The 19,923-nt window shown below is 69.2% G+C and carries 18 protein-coding genes and 1 tRNA gene; 10 read left to right on the top strand and 9 right to left on the bottom strand.

Annotated elements, in window-relative coordinates; translation table 11 throughout:
- Positions 1 to 27: 27 nt before the first annotated feature.
- Both QE377_RS04880 and QE377_RS04875 read left to right on the top strand, forming a co-directional pair.
- The gene (locus tag QE377_RS04880; protein WP_307320101.1) at positions 28 to 1,293 is read left to right on the top strand and encodes an LCP family protein; all 1,266 of its coding nucleotides are present in this window, start codon (positions 28 to 30) and stop codon (positions 1,291 to 1,293) included.
- A complete protein-coding gene (locus QE377_RS04875) occupies positions 1,293 to 2,567 on the top strand; it encodes an LCP family protein (RefSeq protein WP_307320099.1) in 1,275 nt (424 codons plus the stop codon). The genes QE377_RS04880 and QE377_RS04875 overlap by 1 nt, the downstream gene beginning before the upstream one ends.
- 3 nt (positions 2,568 to 2,570) lie before the next feature.
- On the opposite strand, the gene QE377_RS04870 is transcribed toward QE377_RS04875, so the two are convergent.
- Complete coding sequence (locus QE377_RS04870) at positions 2,571 to 3,029, bottom strand: GNAT family N-acetyltransferase (RefSeq protein WP_307320097.1); 459 nt, start codon at positions 3,027 to 3,029, stop codon at positions 2,571 to 2,573.
- Between the two features lie 17 nt (positions 3,030 to 3,046).
- Positions 3,047 to 3,688, bottom strand: coding sequence for a YoaK family protein (locus tag QE377_RS04865; protein ID WP_307320095.1), 642 nt, complete (start codon positions 3,686 to 3,688; stop codon positions 3,047 to 3,049).
- A gap of 117 nt (positions 3,689 to 3,805) precedes the next feature.
- On the opposite strand from QE377_RS04865, the gene QE377_RS04860 reads away from it, so the two are divergent.
- A tRNA-Ser gene (locus QE377_RS04860) sits at positions 3,806 to 3,894 on the top strand.
- Positions 3,895 to 3,948: 54 nt separating this feature from the next.
- Here QE377_RS04860 and QE377_RS04855 read toward each other — a convergent pair.
- Positions 3,949 to 4,407 carry a hypothetical protein gene (locus QE377_RS04855; RefSeq protein WP_307320094.1) on the bottom strand — a complete coding sequence of 153 codons (459 nt, stop codon included), beginning with the start codon at positions 4,405 to 4,407 and terminating at the stop codon, positions 3,949 to 3,951.
- 101 nt (positions 4,408 to 4,508) lie between these two features.
- Between QE377_RS04855 and QE377_RS04850 the strand changes: the two genes are divergently transcribed.
- Positions 4,509 to 4,832 (top strand): hypothetical protein, encoded by a 324-nt coding sequence (locus tag QE377_RS04850; protein ID WP_307320093.1) that lies wholly within the window; start codon positions 4,509 to 4,511, stop codon positions 4,830 to 4,832.
- Positions 4,833 to 4,898: 66 nt separating this feature from the next.
- On the opposite strand, the gene QE377_RS04845 is transcribed toward QE377_RS04850, so the two are convergent.
- The 3 genes from QE377_RS04845 to QE377_RS04835 form a co-directional block, all read right to left on the bottom strand.
- Positions 4,899 to 5,219 (bottom strand): hypothetical protein, encoded by a 321-nt coding sequence (locus QE377_RS04845; RefSeq protein WP_307320092.1) that lies wholly within the window; start codon positions 5,217 to 5,219, stop codon positions 4,899 to 4,901.
- A gap of 118 nt (positions 5,220 to 5,337) precedes the next feature.
- Positions 5,338 to 6,732 (bottom strand): hypothetical protein, encoded by a 1,395-nt coding sequence (locus QE377_RS04840; RefSeq protein WP_307320091.1) that lies wholly within the window; start codon positions 6,730 to 6,732, stop codon positions 5,338 to 5,340.
- Positions 6,729 to 7,139, bottom strand: coding sequence for a PadR family transcriptional regulator (locus QE377_RS04835; protein WP_307320090.1), 411 nt, complete (start codon positions 7,137 to 7,139; stop codon positions 6,729 to 6,731). The genes QE377_RS04840 and QE377_RS04835 overlap by 4 nt, the downstream gene beginning before the upstream one ends.
- Positions 7,140 to 7,255: 116 nt before the next feature.
- On the opposite strand from QE377_RS04835, the gene QE377_RS04830 reads away from it, so the two are divergent.
- The 4 genes from QE377_RS04830 (at position 7,256) to QE377_RS04815 (ending at position 15,053) form a co-directional block, all read left to right on the top strand.
- Complete coding sequence (locus QE377_RS04830) at positions 7,256 to 8,245, top strand: zinc-binding dehydrogenase (protein ID WP_307320089.1); 990 nt, start codon at positions 7,256 to 7,258, stop codon at positions 8,243 to 8,245.
- A 51-nt stretch (positions 8,246 to 8,296) separates the two neighbouring features.
- The gene (locus QE377_RS04825) at positions 8,297 to 8,566 is read left to right on the top strand and encodes a hypothetical protein (protein WP_307320088.1); all 270 of its coding nucleotides are present in this window, start codon (positions 8,297 to 8,299) and stop codon (positions 8,564 to 8,566) included.
- Positions 8,567 to 9,066: 500 nt separating this feature from the next.
- Positions 9,067 to 10,368: a sugar ABC transporter substrate-binding protein gene (locus QE377_RS04820; RefSeq protein ID WP_307320087.1), complete on the top strand. Its 1,302-nt coding sequence runs from the start codon at positions 9,067 to 9,069 to the stop codon at positions 10,366 to 10,368.
- A 140-nt stretch (positions 10,369 to 10,508) separates the two neighbouring features.
- Positions 10,509 to 15,053 (top strand): discoidin domain-containing protein, encoded by a 4,545-nt coding sequence (locus tag QE377_RS04815; protein ID WP_307320086.1) that lies wholly within the window; start codon positions 10,509 to 10,511, stop codon positions 15,051 to 15,053.
- Positions 15,054 to 15,525: 472 nt separating this feature from the next.
- On the opposite strand, the gene QE377_RS04810 is transcribed toward QE377_RS04815, so the two are convergent.
- From QE377_RS04810 to QE377_RS04800, 3 genes are all read right to left on the bottom strand, one after another.
- Complete coding sequence (locus QE377_RS04810; protein ID WP_307320085.1) at positions 15,526 to 16,614, bottom strand: glycosidase; 1,089 nt, start codon at positions 16,612 to 16,614, stop codon at positions 15,526 to 15,528.
- A gap of 49 nt (positions 16,615 to 16,663) precedes the next feature.
- On the bottom strand, positions 16,664 to 17,419 hold the full coding sequence (locus QE377_RS04805; RefSeq protein WP_307325875.1) for a carbohydrate ABC transporter permease: 756 nt from the start codon (positions 17,417 to 17,419) through the stop codon (positions 16,664 to 16,666).
- A gap of 135 nt (positions 17,420 to 17,554) precedes the next feature.
- Positions 17,555 to 18,469 (bottom strand): carbohydrate ABC transporter permease, encoded by a 915-nt coding sequence (locus tag QE377_RS04800; RefSeq protein ID WP_307320084.1) that lies wholly within the window; start codon positions 18,467 to 18,469, stop codon positions 17,555 to 17,557.
- 238 nt (positions 18,470 to 18,707) lie between these two features.
- On the opposite strand from QE377_RS04800, the gene QE377_RS17335 reads away from it, so the two are divergent.
- Both QE377_RS17335 and QE377_RS17330 read left to right on the top strand, forming a co-directional pair.
- Positions 18,708 to 19,490 (top strand): LacI family DNA-binding transcriptional regulator, encoded by a 783-nt coding sequence (locus QE377_RS17335; protein ID WP_373459516.1) that lies wholly within the window; start codon positions 18,708 to 18,710, stop codon positions 19,488 to 19,490.
- The gene (locus tag QE377_RS17330) at positions 19,375 to 19,809 is read left to right on the top strand and encodes a LacI family DNA-binding transcriptional regulator (RefSeq protein ID WP_373459555.1); all 435 of its coding nucleotides are present in this window, start codon (positions 19,375 to 19,377) and stop codon (positions 19,807 to 19,809) included. Before QE377_RS17335 ends, QE377_RS17330 begins: the two co-directional genes overlap by 116 nt.
- Positions 19,810 to 19,923: the final 114 nt, after the last annotated feature.

Raw genomic sequence — 19,923 nt, 5'->3', positions numbered from 1 at the left:
GCCGTTTCTGTGTACGAGAGGACCCGCGTGAGCCCGACCCGAAGCGGGCGCCGCCAGACGGTGGCGCGCCACGGCCGATTGCGCTCGCCGCATCCCGTCGCACAGTTCTTCAAACTCGTCGCGGTCTCCCTCGCCGTCGTTCTCGTCGCCGGAATCGGCATCGTGGGGTACAACGTCTGGAGCTTCGCGACCAATCTGAACGAGGATGCGGTCGCGCTCGAGGGCCAGAGCGCGGTGCCCCCGGACATCGGTGCGATCGAGGGCGGAGTGAACCTCTTCCTCGCCGGCACCGACGCCTGCGAGCCCGACTACGCCGCACTCTTCGGCGACCGGTGCACGGGCGCCGACTCCGAGGGCGACCTCAACGACGTCAACCTCCTGCTCCACATCTCGGACAACCCCCGCCGCGTGACGGTCATCTCCTTCCCGCGGGACCTCATGATCCCGATCCCCTCCTGCACCCGGCCGGACGGCTCGACGACGTCTGCTATGAGCAAGCAGCAGTTGAACTCGACCTTCTCCTACGGGGGCCTCAGCTGCGCGGTGAAGACGATCTCCGAGCTGACCGGGCAGAACATTCCGTTCGCCGCATCCGTCACGTTCGGCGGCGTCATCCAGATCACCGACGCCATCGGCGGCGTGGACGTCTGCATCGCCAACGGCATCCGCGACCCCTACACGGGCATCGACTGGCCCGCGGGCACGCGCAACGTGCAGGGCTGGGACGCTCTGCAATTCCTCCGGACGCGGCACGGCGTCGGGAACGGCGGCGACCTCGGTCGCATCTCCAACCAGCAGCAGTACATGTCGCGGCTCGCGCGCAAGCTCGTCGGCGAGGGTGTGCTGAGCGATCCCGCCACGCTCTACAAGCTCGCTACCGTCGGCGTCGAGAACGTCACGCCGAGCCAGAGCCTCACGAATCCCATGACGCTCGTGCAGATCGCGCTCGCCGTCAAGGAGGTGCCGTTCAACGAGATCGTCTTCGTTCAGTACCCCACCCTCGCCGACCCGGCCGATGCGAACCGCGTGGTGCCGAACAAGAACGCTGCCGACACCTTGTTCGCCGCGCTCGAGGCCAACCAGCAGCTCGTGCTGACCGGCTCGACGAGCCAGGGTGAGGGCACGATCGTCGCCGATCCGACCGACGCTCCCGCCGACCCGACAACCCCCGCGCCGACCCAGTCCGCCGACGTGGCGCAGCCCACGACCCCCACCGACAGCGTCGAGCTGCCGTCCTCCATCGCGGGGCAGACCGCCGCTGAGGAAACGTGCTCGAACGGAAATCTTCGCTGATGCCGAAGCGGCGCTCCCGCCGGGTGCCGGTCGCCCGCCACGGACGGCTGCGGTCTCCGCATCCTCTCGTGCAGGCGTTGTCCCTCCTCGCCGTAGCCGTCGTGGTCGGCATCGCCTCGGCTGCCGGGGTCGTGGGTTTCCACGTGTGGGATGCGGCGGCGACCATCGGTGGCAACTCGGTCGAGATTGGGAACGAGGGAGATCCCCCGCTGCCGCCGGGGCTCGGCGAGATCGAGGGCGGCGTCAACCTGCTTCTCGTGGGTACAGATGCGTGCGAAGGTCAGGATGTCGCCCTGTTCCCGCGGTGCGGTATGGACGACGACGGCGGTGAGCGCAACGACGTCACGATGCTGGTGCACATCAGCGACGAGCCGCGTCGGGTGACGGTCGTCTCGTTCCCGCGCGACACCTACGTGCCGATCGCCGAGTGCGAGGACGCCGACGGCAACACGGTCGGCGGTGGCACCGAGAAGATCAATGCTTCGTACATGTACGGCGGTCTCGGGTGCACGGTGCGCACCGTCGAGGAGCTCACCGGCGAGGACATCCAGTTCGCCGCGGCGATCCGTTGGACCGGTGTGATCAACCTCTCGGACGCCGTCGGAGGTGTCGACGTCTGTGTGCAGGGCGACATCTCCGACCGGCACACGGGTCTCGTTCTGACGGCAGGGACGCACACGCTGCAGGGCGTGCAGGCGCTGCAGTTTCTGCGCATCCGCCACGGCATCGGCGACGGCTCTGACCTCGGTCGCATCTCGAACCAGCAGCAGTTCATGTCGTCGCTGGTGCGAAAGATGCAGAGCGATGCCGTGCTCGGCGACGCGGGCAAGCTCTTGAACTTCGCGAACGTCGCGATGACGCAGGTGCGCGAGAAGCAGCTCGTGCTCGACAAGCAGCTCGCGAACCCAACCCGCATGGCACAGATCGCGATGGCGCTGAAGGACGTCCCGTTCGAGGACATCGTCTTCGTACAGTATCCGGCGGCCTACTCCGGAGACGGGCTCGTTCCGATCTCCGGCGCCGCCGACTCGCTGTTCGCGGCCCTCCGCGAGAACCGCCCGCTGCAGCTCACCGGCGAAGCCAGCGGTGGGTTCGGCGTGGAGGTGACGGGGGAGGTGCCCGACACGGCCGTTCCCGACCCGGCCGCGACCACTCCCGCGCCCGCGGCGACCGAGGGCGTCGAGGCGCTCCCCCCCGAGGCGGCCGTCGAGCTGCCGTCGTCGATCTCGGGTCAGAACGCCAGCCAGGTGACCTGCACCGTTCCGCAGAAGTAGCGCTCAGAGGTCGAAGCGGTGCGGGATGACGCCTTCGCGGTCGCGGTACGGCGTGAAGCCCATCGCGGAGTAATAGGCCAGTGCCGGGGCGTTGTCGGCGCCGATACTCGCGTCGAGATGTCGCACGCCCGCTGACCGCGCCGCTGCCAGCGACACGGCGAACAGGCTCCGTCCTATGCCCCGGCGCCCGGCCTCGGGATGGATGTGGGTGCCGATGATGCCCCAGTCCTCGGGGACGTCGTACGGGTTGCCCGGCGATGCCCGCTTGAGTGACTGGAACCCGAGGATGCGGTCGTCTTCTACGGCGACCGTGCAGGCGATCCGGTGCTCGGGGCGGAGGTAGCGCTCCTGGACGAAGGCGACGTCGACCGGGTCGGCGCGAAGGCCGGCGCGGTGGATGGCGTTCTGCACCTCGGCCATGCTCGCCGCATCAGTCGGTTCCGCCGGTCGGAATTCGATCATGGTCTGATTGTCCTTCCTCACTGGCTGGACGTCGCTGACGGGGTTCGTCGGCGCAGGACCAGAACGGCTGCCGTGGCGGTGGCGGCGGCGGCGGGAAGCCAGAGCGCGACGGGGCCGACGAGGCGTGCTGCGGCGGCGCCTCCGATCGCGCCGATCGCGATCGCGATCCACAGAGCGAGGTGCCGCATCCATGCGCGCCGGTCGCCGCCGCGGAAGGCGACGACGATGTTCTCGGCGAGCTTCATGAGCTGCCCCGTCATGTACGTGATGCCGAAGGGGGCGGCGCCGTCGCGGGAGTGCACGGCGTTCGTGGCGCCCATCGCGGCCGCGAGGACCGGGCCCGCCGCCAGCACGTGACCTGTCCCGGCCAGAACCGCGGCCACGAGCAGCGTGAGCGCCACGAGGGTCATGACGCCGTGCGACCGTGCGCGGATCGACACGGCCGTGCCCGTCACGCCCCCGGCGACGAAGGCCGCTACGAGCAGTCCCGCGTATCCCGCGGCGCCCCACGCGCCGCCCGTCAGCTCCGCAGAGGCCTGCGTCGTGTTGCCGCTCATGAACGACACGAAGAAACCGCCGAGCATCACGAACGCGAAGCCGTCGACGAAACCGGCCAGCAGCGCGAGCGCCGCAGAACTGACGAGGTGTTTCGGGTCCACCGCATGCCCTTCCGGATGCGGTGCGCACCGCATCCGCTATCGAGTATCCGGGACCTGTTCGGCGGGGGCGAACCGACCCGTTATGATGGACGGGTGTGTTCGGCGCAAGCCGCCACTGGAGACGTCGCATAGTCAGGCCTAGTGCACCACCCTGCTAAGGTGGAGTCCCCGTAAGGGGACCGAGGGTTCAAATCCCTCCGTCTCCGCGGAGAATCCCCGGTCAGATCCGGTCTTTTCCGGCTCGCCGAGAGGCGTCGGGGTCAGCGTCCGAGGCTCGGACCCCGCCGAGTGCCCCGTGAGTGTCCCGGCTTTCGGCCGAACTCCTCGGCGGCAGCCAGACGCCGCACATGGTCGCGGCGCTGACCTTCGCCGAGGACGTGCGCGTAGACCGCGAGGACGGTGCGCGCCTCGTCGCCCAGGTACTCCGCGACCTCGTGGACCGCGGTGCCGAGCCGCAGCCAGGTGGACGCGGCGTAGTGGAGCAGAGCGTGGCGTCGGAAGCCGAGCGGGAACTTGCGGACAACGCCGACCGAGAGCTGCCCGCCCCGCTGGTTGGTGAACAGGTAGTCGTCGGGCTGCTTGCCCGCGGCGTGCTGTCGGAAGATCGCCAGCGCCCGCGGCGACAGCGGTACCGGCCGGGTGCCGCGCCAGGACTTCGGGTTCTTCTCCTCGTAGTGGTCGGCGTGCGAGCGTTCGACGTTGAGTTGCGCCAGCGGCACCTCTGCGGGCGGAGAAGGTCGCCGGGAAGCAGGCCGACGCCGACCCGCGCGCGACTGAGACGCGGCAGGAGGCGCAGCAGGCCCACCGCGAGCAGGACCGCATGATTGACCGGCATCTACGCGAGTCGATCGCGCTGAGCCAGCGCGCCCTCGCCGGATCGACCCCGAGCCGTGTCATCGCCCACGTCGCGAAGCTCAGGACGCAGGCCGAGCGCGACCGCCGCAACCTCGAACGGATCGAGGCGCTGCCCGTCACTGAAGCCGTGCAGTACGTCCGTGAATTCACCGCCCGTACCGAGGCCGAACGGCAAACGGCCGAGCGCGCCCAGGCCGCACGCGAGGCACGCGCCGCGCAGCTCGGCCACTACCAGCCGTCGATCGGCCACGGTCGGACGGGACCGGTGCGTGACGCTCGCGGTCTCTGACCGGTCAGGCGTGACGAAGCGGCGAGGGTGCGGTTCAAGCGTCCTTCGTGGGCTCGATGTCCCGTGCTATTCGGAGCAGGAGATGTCGGAGTAGACCTCGATGACTCGGTTGGTGTCGGGGTATCCGGCTTCCTCCAGAGCGGCTCGGACCTCCGCTCGCACCGCTTCCCGGTAGGCGTGTCCCTGGAGCAGACCCTCAGAAGTCCAGCCGATGTCCGGGTCCGATTCGAGGATCGTGCGCCACTCATCCCAGCGGCTCTGACTCACCTCGGCAGCAGCAAGACGCTCCTCCGCGATCCGCCAAGCGTCGTTAGGAACACCATCGGCGAGAGGGCTCAGCCACCACGAGACGTCGCACACACCGTCCGCAACGGAAACCGTGTCCACCCTGTCAGGGTCGCCCGAGGGCAGCGGAACCCCCCGACACCCCGCGACGCTCAAGGTCAGGACGCCTGCCGCGACGACGCTCGCCACCCATCGTCGCCCGGCCGGAGGCCGCCCGTGCTCAGGCCTGCGGAGCGGTTCCATAGCTGGTGTCCCCTCCCTGCCTGATAGTGCGGACGTGACCGCTGCAGTTGCGCGTTCCCCAGATGGCGAAGGCGGCTGCGACCAGCGGCAGGGCGAAGGACATCAGCGGCGCGACGAGCATGCCCTGGAGCGCGGCATAGCCGACGCCGATGACAATGGCGATCACGACACGGGCCGCGACAGGCCCGCGCAGTCGGGTCGCCGCCCACCATGTGATCGCCGCAGCGCCGAGGACCGAGGCCGCAGCAAGGGCGGGTGCCATCCGATCCCAGGCGGGGGCGCCGAGGTAGCCGAGGGCGACCGCGAGGAAGGACACGGAGAGCAGCAGCAGCGGACCCCAGGTGTGAGCGGGAGCACGCCGCGAGCGTGCGGCGAGCACGATGCCGACGCCGGCCAGCAGCGGCAGCGACGACACGAGCGAGAGGGTGATGCCCTGCCCCATCGCCGCCGTCGTGTCCACCGCGCCGCTCGACCAGCGAGCGCCGGTCAGCGCGTAGGCGACACCGACCGCGCCGCCCGCTGCGGCGAGCCAGGCTGAGGCGCGGGACAGGCGCCGGTTGCCCGCCGTCATGGTCCCGCTCGTAGGTATCGCAGTGGCGGTCGGTGACGTGACCCGCTCCGACCGCAGCGGCAGGAGGGTCAGGACTGCGACGCCGGCAGCGGCGATCGCCGCCGTGTACGGGGTCAGCAGGCTTACCCCGATGATCGGCGCCGTGACCACCCCGGCGAGCAGCGCGAGCCCGACCGCGGTCGCGGCGTGCATCCGGGTCCGACCGATGGCCGCCACCAGGAACACGGCAATCGCCGCCGCACCCAACGCCCAGCCTGCGGCGACGAACCACGCCCAGGCGTCGGCGAACCAGCCGCCGGACACGTCGCGGTTCGCCGCGTCGAAGCCGACCGACCACGACACCGCCGCCAACCCGGAGAGCGCGAAGCTCGGCACCGCTAGCACCAGCACGAGCACCGCACGCGGCTCGGAGAGCCAGCCCCGGTGCCGTGCCAGCGCAACTACCGCGACGGCGACGAGCGCCGGGCAGACCGCCGCGCTCACCGCCGGGAGTCCCCAGCGTGCCGCGTTGCCGGGCAGCATCGGCCGCAGCCACTCCAGCGCCGGACCTGCCAGGGCGATGCCGGCTAGCGCCGCCAACAGCAGCGCGGCGACGGCGCAGCCCAGCGCGAGCCTGCGGTCCAGCCTCGCACCCAGCCCGTGCACGATGGCCGACCACCGCTCGGCGCCGGTCGGCCGGTCGCGGCCCTGCCGCTCGGCCTCGTCGAGCATCGCGCCGAGCAGTACCTCGCCGTTGCGCTCCCGCCAGCCCTTCGGATACCAGCGCAGCAGCCGGGCGAACCGCCTCCGCTCCGCGGTCATCCGGCCACCGCCGACGTCGGCATCAGCGTGGCGATCCGCACCTGCGTCAGCCCTTCCCGCGCGGCGCGCACTGAACGCTCCAGCACCTCGACCTCCTGGACCAGTCGGCCCGAGCCCGCATCGGTGATCCGGTAGTAGCGGCGCGCCCGCCCGTTCACGACCTCCTCGCCGTCGGCGACGATCAGCCCCTCACGCTCCAGTCGCTCCAGCGCCGCATACAGGGTCGTGACCTTCAGCTCCACCCGGCCCTCGGACGCATCCGATGCTTCCCGCATGATGTCGTACCCGTGCCGCCGACCGGCAGTCAACACTGTCAGAATCCAGAACGCAGGCTGCGGCACTCCCGCTGTGACGCCCCCTCGTCTGCGTGGCGGGCATGCTCCGGTATCGCCATCGGCCGCGCCCATGCCGGGCATCGCCCGTGACGGGTTCCTATGGCGGTCCGCCACTGCCTACGCTGCTCCGAAAGGTGTGCGCGAGAACGCAGCGCTCGCCCGATCCGCACAGCGAGAGGCGCCGCCGAATGTCCCACCGAGCCGTCGCGGTCGTCTGGACCGGTCCCGGACAGGTCGATGTGCGTGAGGTGTCCGTTCCCGCGCCAGGCCCTGGCCAGGTGCTGATACGAAACCTCGTCAGCCTGATCAGCCCCGGAACCGAGGCGGGCTGGCTGGCCGGGCCGACGTCCCACGGCGTTCTGGGGGTGACATTCCCGTTCGTTCCCGGATACTCACGCGTCGGACGTATCGTCGCGGTGGGGGAGGGCGTCTCCGGGTGGGAACTCGGCCAGCGCGTCGTGGCAGGCTTCGATGGCGACGGTCGTCCCCTCGGAGCGCATGCCGAGCTGTCGCTCGCACGGGCCGAGGACCTCGAGGTCGTGCCCGACGGACTCAGCAGCGAGGCCGCCGCGTTCTTCCTCCTCGGTCAAGCGGCGTGCTCGGTCGTCATGCTCGCCGAGGTGCGTCTTTCCGACTCCGTCGCCATTGTCGGGCAGGGGCCGATAGGTCAGCTCGCCGTGCAGTTCGCCCGCGCCGCAGGGGCGTCGCGGGTCACCGTCTTCGATCTCGTCGCTGCGCGGAGGGAGGCGGCGCTGGCCGTCGGTGCGCACGAGGCGATCGATCCGCGAGACGAGGCCGGCACTGCTTCCCATCAAGACGCATATCGGCACACCGTCGACCTGTCGGGTGCCCCCGCCGGCACAGCGCTCGCGATCCGGACGGCGCAGCCGCGGGGCACCGTCGTTCTCTCCACAGGGTATGCGGGACCCATGGAGATCGACTACGGTTCAGTGTTCGTCAAGGGTCTGCGTCTGATCGGCGGCTACGTCAACGCAGATCCGGACCTCGCTCGCTCGGCCACGCGCACCTTCCTGCGCATGGTCGGTGAGGGAAGCCTCGACGTCTCCGGGCTGCTCTCCGAGCCGTGGGGTCCACAGGACGCGGTCGGGCTCTATCGCCGCATCCTCGCAAAGGACACCTCGCTGTCCGCGCCGCTCTTCCGGTGGGCTGCTGACTAAGAGCCACGCCGCGTCCTGTCGCCCGCGGCGGGGGACCCGCATAATGGACCCGTGTCCTCCACCGTCGAACGTCGCCGCAACCCGAGCGCCTGGGCTGGATTCTGGTTCGGTCTTGCCGGTCTCATCCTCATGCCGATCCCGCTGTTCATCGGACTCATCCTCGGTGGTGGCCTTTCCCTCGTCGCCGCCGTGTTCACGGTAATCGGCCTACTGAAGGGTCTCGCGCGCAGCGGTCGGGGCATCGCGCCCGTCGTATTCGCGATCATCTTCATCCTGCTCACCTGGGGCGGCATCTCCGTCGGCGGCGGGACGATCTGGTGACTCACCCTCTTCGCTGAGTCAACGCACTGCGAGCATTTCCGCCTTGACGGACTCGCGTGCGAGCGACCGAGGATCGCGGATGCGGCGAAGCGGTGATGCGCTGACCCAGACCACCGTCAAGAGCACGCCGGCGCAGCCGATCGCAGCCACCGCCTGATCACGGCGGACCTACATGCAGAGCGGCAATCGCAACCGCGTTGCGCGCCACCAGGCTCGCAAGGCGGCATGACGTGGGCTTGGCTCTGGGTCGTTCGTGAGGCGCATGCACGAGATATACCGATTTAGTGACATGACAAGTTAGAAGACCTTGAGTATTGACGCTATACGCAAGAACCGGTTTACTAAGGCTGCAACCACTCAACGAGACGACTGAGAGCGCCACCCGCGGGCGTGGATCAGTGCGACCACGCGCGACCCGTGCGCGTGGACGTTCTCCGAAGGTCCGAATCACAGAAACGCAATGGCTGGCGTGGGCAGTATTGCGAGAAGGAGTCCGCGCAATGAAGCGTTCCATCAGCGCTGCTGTCGCCCTCGTCGCCGTTGCCGTTCCGTTGGCAGCGTGCAGCTCGGGGGGTGGCGACGCAGCGAGCACAGAACTCACGTCCGGCCCGATCACGATCTGGTACTCGACGAACGAGCAGGAGATCGCCTGGGGCAAGGCTGTCGTCGAGGCGTGGAACGCCGACCACCCGGACGAGCAGGTGACGGCGGAGGCCATCCCGGCCGGCAAGTCCTCCGAGGATGCGATCTCGGCCGCGATCACCGCGGGCAACACCGCCTGCCTCGTCTACAACACCGCACCTGCCGCGGTGCCCTCGTTCCAGAAGCAGGGCGGCCTGGTCAACATCTCGAAGACGTTCGACGACGGCGAGTCGTTCATCGCCGAGCGCTCGGGCGACGCGGCGGACGGCTTCCGTTCGCCCGACGGCGACCTGTACCAGGTGCCGTGGAAGGCCAACCCCTTCATGCTCTACTACAACAAGACCGCCTTCGCCGAGGCGGGGCTCGACGCCGAAGCGCCGAAGCTGTCGACCTACGACGACGTGCTCGCCGCCGCGAAGGCGATCAAGGATGCGGGCGCCGCCGACTACGCGCTGTACCCGCCGGCATCCGGCGACTACACGAACGCGCTGTTCGACTTCTACCCGTTCTACCTCGCCAACTCCGACGGCACGCAGCTGGTGGCCGACGGTGCGGCGACGTTCACGAGCGAAGCGGGCATGCAGACGCTCGAGTTCTGGAAGACGCTGTACGCCGACGGCTACTCGTCGGCGGAGGCTTACAGCGGCGACGCCTGGGCGGGCCCGTTCGCCGACGGTGTCGCCGCGATGGGCATCGCCGGCCCGTGGGGTGCCGCGCAGTTCGACGGCAAGGTCGAGTACGGCGTCGTGCCGCTGCCGACCGCCGACGGCAAGACGCTCGAAGAGACCTACACGTTCGGTGACTCGAAGAACGTCGGTCTTTACACCTCGTGCCAGAACAAGCAGACCGCGTGGGACTTCGCGAAGTTCTCGATGGATGCCGACAACGACCTGGCTCTGCTCGAGACCACCGGTCAGTTCCCGATCCGCACCGACCTCACCGAGGTGGCGGGCGACTACCTCGCCGCGAACCCGCTGCTGGCGACCTTCGCCCAGGCCGTCCCGCTGACGGTCGACGTGCCGAACATCGCCAACGCGACGGAGATCTGGCAGACCTTCCGCGACACCTGGGGTGCCGCGGTGCAGTCCGGCCAGGGCGATCTCGCCGAGCAGATGAAGAGCGCCGCCGACAAGATCGACTCGCTCGCAGCCCAGGGCTGATCACGCGGGGCCGGGGAGCGTGATGCTCCCCGGCCCTTCTCTTCTCGTCCGCGTCGACGCACGGCGCGTCGGGCTCAGCGCCCGCATCCTCTCTTCGCGCACGCATGCGCGCATCTCTCAACCGGCCGAAGGAGCCCGTCATGAGAAGAATCAGGGCCTCGCTGGCTCTCGTCGTCGCCCTGGTGCTCGCCTTCACGGGGCTCGCCACCGTGCCCGCGACGGCAGCCACCCCTGACGACGACGTCAACACGATCGTGTCGCGTCTGCAGGAGTACTACCTGGCGCAGGGCGACGAGATCATCATCGCCAACGGCATCTACCTGGCGCGGGTGTCCGAAGCGCAGGAGTACGCCGCCTCCCAGAACCCCGACGGCTCCTGGTCCGACGTGAACTACGCCGACCGTACGAGCTCGGCGAACGGCGCGACCTGGTCCGCCTACATCGCGTTGTATCGGATGCTCGCGATGGCCTACGCGTACCGCGACGCCGACGCGAAGGGCTTCGAGGATCCCGCTCTCGTGACCGCGGTCGACCGCGCCCTGACCTACTGGGATGCGGTCGATCCCGGCAACCAGAACTGGTGGGAGACCGAGATCGGCGAGTCCATGGCCATGGGGCGCATCTCGATCTTCCTCGGCGGAGTCCTCAGCGACGAGGCGTTCGCCGCCAGCCTCAAGCACAACACCGGAAAGCTCGACCCGGTCGGTGCCAACGGTGCATGGCGTACGACGAACTACCTGTTCGAGGCGGTCGCCTCGCGCAACTTCGAGGACATCGCCTCCGGCTTCGACACGATGGCCGCGACGGTCGCCGTCGACAACTCCGGGAACGTCAACGAGGCCGTGCAGCCCGACGCCAGCTTCTGGGCCCATGAAGCGCAGCTCTACAGCGAGGGCTACGGCATGGCGCTGTTCACCAACGTCGCGCTGTGGGCGGATGCGGCGCGGGGAACGAGCCTCGGTTTCACCCGCGCGCAGCTCGACGACATCGCGTTCTACATCATCAACGGCACGCGCTGGATGATCCGCGGTGAGGTGGGGATGCTCTACCTGGGCTATCGGCCGCCCAAGACGATCGACGGCGTCACGAGCTACGCATCGGAGTTCCTCGAACCGCTCGACGAGATGGCGCGCACCGATGCCCTCTACGCCACGCAGTACCGCGCACTCGCCGACAACATCCGCGGCAAGACCCCCGGCAACGGCGTCACAGGCGACAAGTACTTCTGGCGGTCGGAGTTCTCCTCCCACATCCGCGATGAATACGCCATCTTCACCCGCCTGAACTCCAGCCGCACGGTCGGCGCGGAGTATCGTTCCACGTTCCGTCCCGAGGTCGGCAACGAGGTCTTCTGGAACTCGGCGGCGGCCACCGCCATCCAGGTGAACAACCGCGAGTACCTCGACCTCGGTCCCGCCTTCGACTGGTTCCACTACCCGGGTGTCACGGCTCCCTACTTGAAGGAGCAGACGCGAGGAACGAACGGCCGCGTCGGCAACGGCGGCAGCTTCACGGGCGGCGTCTCGGACGGGCACTACGGCGCGAACGTCTACACGCTCGACCGCGCGAAGACGAAGGGGCTGAAGAGCACCTTCCTCTTCGACGACGAGATGGTGGCGCTGGGAACTGGCATCGGTTCGACGGCGGATGCGGCCGTGCACAGCGTCGTCAACCAGGCCGCTGCCAAGGACAACGCGACGGTGGACGGCAAGCCCGTCGCCGACGGTGCGGACGGTGTCGTCGTGGACGACCCGGCATGGGCCTACAACGACGAGGTCGGATACGTCTTCCCGTCCGATGCGCCGGTCACCGTCTCCAACAAGGCGCAGACCGGCAGCTGGGTCGGCGAGGATGCGGTGAGCCGCGACGCCTTCACCCTGTACTTCGACCACGGCACGAAGCCGACGGACGCGGGCTACGAGTACATCGTGCTGCCCGCCGCATCCCCGGCTGAGGTCGAGCGCTACGCCGCCGCTCCGGCGGTACGCATCCTGCAGAACGACGCGAGCGTGCAGGCCGTGCAGCATGCGGGTCTTCAGCGCACGATGGCGACGTTCTTCCAGGCCGGCGCCCTCGATCTCGGCGACGGACGCACGCTCGAGGTCAATCAGCCCGCGATCGTCATCCTCGACGAGTCCGGTGCGGAGCCCGTCGTCAGCATCGCGAACCCCGACAAGCCGGGGCTCGTCGTGGCCGTCACCCTTCGGGGGCCGGACGCGGTGCACGCCGGAACCTTCGCTCTCGGGTCGGGGCCGAACCTGGGCAAGACCGTCACGGCGTCCTTGGCGTCGACCGACGGCGCCCAGGCGTCGGCCTATTCGGCGAGCAGCTCCGCCGAGGGGCGCGGCGCCGCGCTCGCCGGCGACGGCGATGCCGCCACCTCCTGGGCGTCCGCGGACGGCGGGGTGCAGTGGGTGGCCAAGGATCTGGGCGCCGGTGCCTTCGTGACGGGGCTGACCCTCGAGTGGGGCGCCGAGGCAGCCACGCGCTACCTCGTGCAGACCTCGCAGGACGGTGCCAACTGGAGCGATCTGCGCTTCGTGCAGAACGCGGAAGGGGGCACCGAGACGCTCGAGTTCCCGCCCACCGCGGCGACCTACCTGCGGGTGCTGCTGCTCGAGAGCGCCGGAGGGAGCGGCTACTCGATCGCCGAGATGTCGGTCGAGGCCAGTCGCAACCTGGCGCTCGGTCGATCGGTGACGGCGTCGGGCGGGTCCGCGGCCGGCAGCATCACCGACGGCAACATGGCCAGCCGCTGGAGCGCCAACCTCTCCGACACGGCGTGGACCCAGGTGGACCTCGGCTCGGTGCAGTCGATCGGCACCGTCCGGCTCTGGTGGGAGGCCTCGTACGCGAAGCAGTACCGCATCCAGGTGTCCGACGATCAGAACAACTGGCGCGACGCCTATGTGACGCCCTCGGGCGGCAGCGACGGCGGACTCGACGTGATCGCGGTGCAGGAGAACGCCCGCTATGTGCGGATGCAGTCGATCCAGCGCAGCACGACGCAGTACGGCGTCTCGATCTGGGAGATGGAGGTGTTCGAGGGTGACGCGATCGCCTCGGCGCCCACGACGCCCGTCGGGCGGGAGAACCTCGCGCTCGGTCGGCCCACGACCGCGGAGTCGTCGTACAACGCGACGCTCGAGCCGCGCTTCGCCACCGACGGGATCGGGACGACCCGCTGGGCGTCGCGCCGCGAGGACGCCCCGTACAAGACGGAGCGCTGGCTACAGGTCGACCTGGAAACGCCGACGACCGTCAACCAGGCGGTGCTGACGTGGGAGTCGGCGACCTCGAACGACTTCCGGCTGGAGGGCTCGCTCGACGGTCAGACCTGGCAGGAGCTGGCCCGAGTGCAGAAGACCTCGGCGGAGCTGAAGAACACGGTGGACTTCGCCGACGCCGAGGTGCGCTACGTGCGGGTCGCCGGTCTGCCGGTGACGAAGTACGGCATCTCGCTGTTCGAGTTCGAGCTGTACGGCGGCTACAACTTCTCGTGCACCTCGCCCGACGTGAGCGCGGCCCATGGCGACATCGCCACCGTGACCGCATCCATCGCCCCGCTCGACGCCGACGACGTCTTCATCGCCTACCCGGTGGAGGCGGCCGTCGCCCGTGTCCAGGGCGCGCCGCGCGTCGGTCAGGACGGCTCGGTCGCCTTCGACCTGCGGGCGGGGGAGTCGGGTTCGACGCGAGTGCTTCTCACCCACGCGAAGGGCGATGAGATCAGCTGGTGCACGGTCAACGTCGCCGTCGACACCGCCGCGCTGCAGGAGCTCGTCGACCGCGGAAACGCGCTCGACAGCAACATCTACACCGCTGACAGCTGGCGCCCGGTGCTGCCCGCGCTCGAGGCGGCCAAGGACGCGCTGCGCACGAGCGGGATCGGGCAGTCGGTGATCGACCAAAGGGCAGAGGCCCTGCGCGCCGCGCTGGACGGCCTCGTCGAGATCGGCCAGGAGCCCGAGGTCACGGTGCCCTCCGCGCCCGCCTCGCTGACGGCGGCTGCCGAAGGCTCCGCGGTCATTGCGACGTGGCTGGCGCCGGAGGACGACGGCGGGGCCGCGGTCTCGGCGTACGAGCTCACGATCGGTGACCGCGTGATCCCCGTCGGCGGCGACGTGCTGACCGGGCGTGCCGACGGGCTCGCCCCCGGTACGTACGCGGTATCGGTGCGCGCGCAGAACGAGGCCGGTTGGTCGCCGGCGACCACACCGGTGTCGGTGGAGGTCGTCGAGCAGTCAGATCGGACGCCGACCGTGACCGCCTCGGACGGACTGCGAGCCGGAGGCAAGGTGACGGTGACGGGCGCGGAGTTCACGCCTGGCGCGCAGTACCTCGTGCAGCTGCGGTCGAGCCCGCGGGACCTCGGCACCGTCACGGCGGATGCGGCCGGAGCGTTCACGCTCACTGCGGACATCCCCGCCGACGTCCCCGGTGGTGCGCACACGATCGTCGTGATGCGCGACGGCGTCGACATCGCCTCCGTGGCGGTGCAGATCGAGGCTGCCGCCGGTGGTGGAACGGATCCGCAGAACCCGCAGAACCCGGCGGACGGAGCGCTCCCGAGCACGGGTGCCGACCTCGCCTGGGTGCCGTGGACGGCAGCGGCGGCACTGCTCATCCTCACTCTGGGCGGTGCGCTCGTGCTCGACCGGCGCCGGCGCCGCGCAGGCGACTGAACCCAGCGGAGATATGCAGACGGATGGCCGGGGCTTCGGACCCGGCCATCCGTCGTGGTTTTGAGCAAGCCGGGCGTTCATAGAAGACGAAGCGTTATCAAAGTGCTCGCTGAGGAGCCTCCACCGTGGCGCGATCGACGCGTACCGCCGCGGCGCCGATCAAGGCGACGGCTTCTCCGCCTTCAACCTGGGCCTCCTCCACCATGAACTCGGTGATACGGACTCAGCATCCGAAGCCTTCCGGCGGGCGAGGCAGATGGGTGATCTCACGGAACCCCCGGACGGGTACGTGGGCGGACAGGGGATGTAGCGCGGTACCCACCTGGAAGCCATCTCGGATGGGTCAGGCGCGATGACGCGAGGCCGACCGTCCTCACGCTCGATCGTCCAAGATCCCGCCGCGCGCAGTTGATGAGACACGGATGCGGCGAGGCCGAAGCCCCGCCGCATCCGTGCGAACGCTCCGTCGCGCTCAGCCTTCGGCACGCTCCAACTCGGCGACGCCGATCGAGGAGTCGGCCATGCCGTAGAACACGAACCAACGCCCGCCGATCTTCTCGATCGCCGTGGGGAAGACGACATTGCCGAGCGTGCCCGAGAGCTCCTCTGCGGTCTCGGGCGCGAGTAGCGGCTCCGGTGTGCGCGCGAGCACACGGCGCGGGTCGGCCGCATCCAGCAGGATCGCGCCGGCGCTGTACTTCGACCCGTGCGCCAGCTCGAACCCGCGCGGCGTCGCACCGGAGACACCGTGGTGCAGAAGCAGCCAGCCCTCCGGAACGCGCAGGGGAGACGGGCCAGCACCGATCTTGGCCGACTCGTACGCGGCCTCGGGGGCGACGATCTGCGACGAGTTCTCGACCAGGGTCAGTGCGTTGACATCACGCGTCGCGGCGTCGAGATCGACATAGCCGATCCAGATCGACGGGCGATCGTCGGCGATGCCGGCCGGCGGCCGCGCGCCCTCGCCCGGTCGCAGCCAGTCCAGATCCCACATGGGGCGGTGCAGCAACGCCAGCGACGGACGCCCGTCCGGGCCCGGCACCGCTTCGGGGAAGAAGACGATGTCCTTGTTGGGGAAGAGGTTCAGATCCGAGTCGAGCTCGGGCTGATAGGCGAAGCGGATGGGACCCAGCCGCCGCCACGTGACCGTGTCCGTCGAGACGGCGATCGCGGACTTGGGTCCGAGCGGGCCGTACGCCACGTACGTCATCACATGGATGCCCAGCGGCTCGACGAAGGTGATCCGAGGGTCTTCGACACCCGCGTTCTGTCGTCCGTGCTCCCAGCCCTCGTCGGGGGACAGCACCACCCCGAGGCGTTCGACCCCCGTGGGCACACCGTCCTCGATCACCACGCGGGCCCGGGCGATGCGCGAGACGTTGCCCTCCGCGACGATGCGCGGATAGAGGTAGAGCTCGCCGTCGGGGCCCCACGCCGTTCCGGGGTTGAGTACGCCCTCCACCTCGTGGGGGTCGTTCGTGTCGGCTTCCATGAGGTTGCCGACCCGGCGCAGTGCGTACGCGATGGTGGCGTCGGGTTCGAGTTCGTCGGTCTGGGTCATCTGCCTTGCCTTGTCGAGGGACGGGTCGAGGATGCGGGTGCCGCGGCGATCAGCCCTTCACGGCCGAACCGAGGTTGGCCGAGGTGAAGTGCCGCTGGAAGACGAGGAAGAGCACGACGACAGGAACGGCGAGCACGCACGCACCGGCGAGCACCGCCCCCATCGGGTTCGCGAGGAAGGAGCCGTTCGACTGCGAGAAGTTCGCCAGGCTCACCGCCAGGGTCTGCAGGTTGGCGTCCTTCGTGACCAGGAACGGCCACAGGAACTCGTTCCACGGCCCGATGAAGGTGACGAGCATCGCGGTCAGCACGGCGGGACGAACCAGCGGTACGGCGATCGAGCGGAGGATCCGCAGCTCACCGGCTCCGTCGATGCGCGCCGCGTCGAAGATTTCCTTCGGGATCTGCAGGAAGTACTGCCGGAAGATCAGCACGGCGACGGAGTTGATCGCGAACGGGAGGATCATGCCCAGGTAGCTGTCGGCCAGGTTGAAGTAGCGCACGACCATCACGTACAGCGGGATCATGAGCAGCTGGAACGGAATGGCCTGCACGAGCAGCACGAGGGCGAACACCAGCCCCTGGCCGCGGAACTGCAGCACCGACAGCGCATAGCCCACGAGCAGCCCGAACACGAGCGTGCAGCCCACGACGCCCGCCGTCATGATCAGCGAGTTCAGCAGTGACCGGAACAGGTTGATCGACTCATTGACCTCGACGAAGTTGTCGAGCGTCAGGTTTCCGGGGAGGGGGAGCAGCCCGAACAGGGTCGTGTCGCGCTGGCGCTGCAGTGCGCCGAGCACCATGTAGTAGAACGGCACGAGCGCGGCGAGGGCCCCCAGGCCCACGCGCGGCGAAGCGAAGCGCCGCGAGGGCGCGGGAGCCGCCGACCGAGCGGGGCTGTTCCTTCGCACGACGCGTGCGCGGAGCGATCGAGGCCATCAGTTCTTCCTCTCGGTGAGGCGACGTGACACGAGCGACACGATCATCACGAGCAGCACGAGGATCATGCCGATCGCGGCCGCGATGTCCGGCTGCCCCTGCTGGATGCCCTTCTGGTACATCAACAGCGCGGGGGTGAGGGAGGCGCCGTTGGGTCCGCCGCCGGTGAGCAGGTAGGGCTCGGTGAAGATCTGCCCCGTCGTGATGATCGACAACAGGATGACCAGCGACGTCACCGGCGCCACGCCGGGCAGGGTCACCGAGCGGAAGCGCTGCCACCGGCCGGCGCCGTCGAGCTGGGCCGCCTCGTACTGCTCCTGGGGCACATTCTGGAGAGCCGCGAGGTACAGCAGGATGTAGAAGCCGAGGTTCTTCCAGGTCACGTAGACCGCGATCAGCGGCATGATGATCGCGGGGTTGGCGAGCCAGGTCGGGTCGGGTGCGAGTTCGCCCAGCAGCGTGTTAACCACGCCGTTGCCGTTGAAGAGGAAGATCCACACGGCGATGGTCGCCACCGACGCCGTCACGTAGGGGATGTAGTACGCGACGCGGAAGAAGCCCTTCCAATGCACGACCGCGTTCAGGCCGCTGGACAGGAGCAGGCCGAGTACGACGGTCAGCGGCACGTTGATCACGAGGAACACGAGCAGGTTCAGGAACGCCTGGTGCACCTGCGGGTCGGCCAGCACCTGTGCGAAGTTGTCGAAGCCGACGAATGGCTGGGGCACCTGCACGCCGGGCGCCGTGAAGAAGAAGTCGTGGAACGACATCCAGATGCCGAAGCCGAAGGGCACGAGGAAGACCACGACGACGAACGCCACGTACGGCGCGCTCAGCAGCATCCCGAGGGGGTTCTCGCCCAGCCACCGCTGGAGGCGTCGGCGGCGGCGCGGCGACCCGTCGCGTCGGCTCATGAGCGCAGTCACTGCTGTCCGGCCTTTCGCCCTGGTCGCGACATCTCGCGTACTCCCTCGTCTCGCTCCGGGGACGGCGACGTCGCGACCCCGGGTGTGCTGTGCACGTCCCATGAGTAAACCGGTTTTTGTTCGCGAGATCAACTCGTGAGGAGATCGCGCATGATTCCGCGGTATGGCGAGGATTGAGAGGGGCGGCATTCAACTAAATCGGACTAAACGACGCTATGATTCTGAGGTGCAGAACGAGCCTTCCCTTCCCAGCGGTGCGAGCGCCGGTGCTGCTCCCGCTCGGGGCAAGCGCAAGGGCGAGACCCGCAAGGCCACGATCGGAGACGTGGCCGCGATGGCTCGTGTCTCCAAGAGCGCGGTCTCCTTCGTCTTCAACGGTCGCGGCGGTGTGGGCGAGGAGGCGCGGGCGCGGATCCTTGATGCGGCCGCTGCCCTCAACTGGAAGCCGGATGCCCGTGCCCGCGCGCTCTCGCGCAGCCGGGCGCAGGCGCTCGGTTACATCGTGCGGCGTGAACCGGAGCTCTTCAGCACCGACCCGTTCTTCCCGCAGTTCATCGCCGGTGTCGAGAGCACGCTGTCCGGCGAGGGCTACGCTCTCGTGCTGCAGGTCGTCGACGGCGAGGAGACCGAGCGCGCGGCGTACGCGAGCTTCGCCAACGAGGCGCGCGTGGACGGAGTCTTCCTCGGTGATCTGCGGATCGGGGACCAGCGGCCCGTGGAGCTGGCAGAGCTCGGTCTGCCCTACGTTCTCGTCGGACCGGACGCGCCCTCCGGCGCGGGTCCGGATCCCATCGGCCTCGACGACGCCGCGGGTGTGCGTCGCGCCGTGCGTCACCTTCATGCGCTCGGACACCGGCGCATCGCGCACGTCGGGGGCTCCGATCGTTACGTCCATTCCGCGGTGCGACGCCGGGCATGGGAAGACGAGATGGCTGAGCTCGGGCTCGAGCCGGGGCCCACGGTCGTCGCCGACTTCACGCGGAGCGGCAGGGGCCAGGGCCACACATGAGCTGCTCGATCTGGCGGCGGCGCCCACCGCGATCATCTACGCGAACGACCTGATGGCGATCGCCGGGATGTCGGCCGCGATCGATCGTGGTCTGCGTGTGCCCGCCGACCTGTCTGTCGTGGGTTTCGACGACATCCCGCTCGCGCCCTATGTGGTGCCTCCGTTGACCACCGTCCGGCAGGACGTCATCCAGTGGGGGCGGGCGAGCGCCCGGGTGCTCATCTCCCTCGTGGAGGGGCGGGAGCCCGCCCCGATCGAACTGCCGCCCGTCGAGTTCATCATGCGCGGCAGTACGGGCCCGGTGCGCGCCGGCGCGTGATCCGGCGCCGCGATTCGCGCAACCCGCGGTCCCGCCCCTTCGGGGGCCGATATCCTCGCTGAGGGCATCCGCCCCTGCAGCCGTTCGGCTGCGGCCCTCGCATCCGGGAGAGTG

This window comes from Microbacterium sp. SORGH_AS_0862 (genome assembly GCF_030818795.1).
In the GTDB taxonomy this organism is placed as follows: Bacteria; Actinomycetota; Actinomycetes; order Actinomycetales; family Microbacteriaceae; genus Microbacterium.
The sequence above is the reverse complement of the archived record's forward strand: the minus strand, read 5'-3'. Positions and strand labels throughout refer to the sequence as shown.

Excerpts from the sequence above, each read along its gene's own strand:
- QE377_RS04875 (WP_307320099.1), top strand. The coding sequence starts at position 1,293 with ATGCCGAAGCGGCGCTCCCGCCGGGTGCCGGTCGCCCGCCACGGACGG.
- QE377_RS04870 (WP_307320097.1), bottom strand. The coding sequence starts at position 3,029 with ATGATCGAATTCCGACCGGCGGAACCGACTGATGCGGCGAGCATGGCC.
- QE377_RS04850 (WP_307320093.1), top strand. The coding sequence starts at position 4,509 with ATGATTGACCGGCATCTACGCGAGTCGATCGCGCTGAGCCAGCGCGCC.
- QE377_RS04840 (WP_307320091.1), bottom strand. The coding sequence starts at position 6,732 with ATGACCGCGGAGCGGAGGCGGTTCGCCCGGCTGCTGCGCTGGTATCCG.
- QE377_RS04835 (WP_307320090.1), bottom strand. The coding sequence starts at position 7,139 with ATGGGCGCGGCCGATGGCGATACCGGAGCATGCCCGCCACGCAGACGA.
- QE377_RS04830 (WP_307320089.1), top strand. The coding sequence starts at position 7,256 with ATGTCCCACCGAGCCGTCGCGGTCGTCTGGACCGGTCCCGGACAGGTC.
- QE377_RS04820 (WP_307320087.1), top strand. The coding sequence starts at position 9,067 with ATGAAGCGTTCCATCAGCGCTGCTGTCGCCCTCGTCGCCGTTGCCGTT.
- QE377_RS04815 (WP_307320086.1), top strand. The coding sequence starts at position 10,509 with ATGAGAAGAATCAGGGCCTCGCTGGCTCTCGTCGTCGCCCTGGTGCTC.
- QE377_RS04810 (WP_307320085.1), bottom strand. The coding sequence starts at position 16,614 with ATGACCCAGACCGACGAACTCGAACCCGACGCCACCATCGCGTACGCA.
- QE377_RS04805 (WP_307325875.1), bottom strand. The coding sequence starts at position 17,419 with ATGGTGCTCGGCGCACTGCAGCGCCAGCGCGACACGACCCTGTTCGGG.
- QE377_RS04800 (WP_307320084.1), bottom strand. The coding sequence starts at position 18,469 with ATGAGCCGACGCGACGGGTCGCCGCGCCGCCGCCGACGCCTCCAGCGG.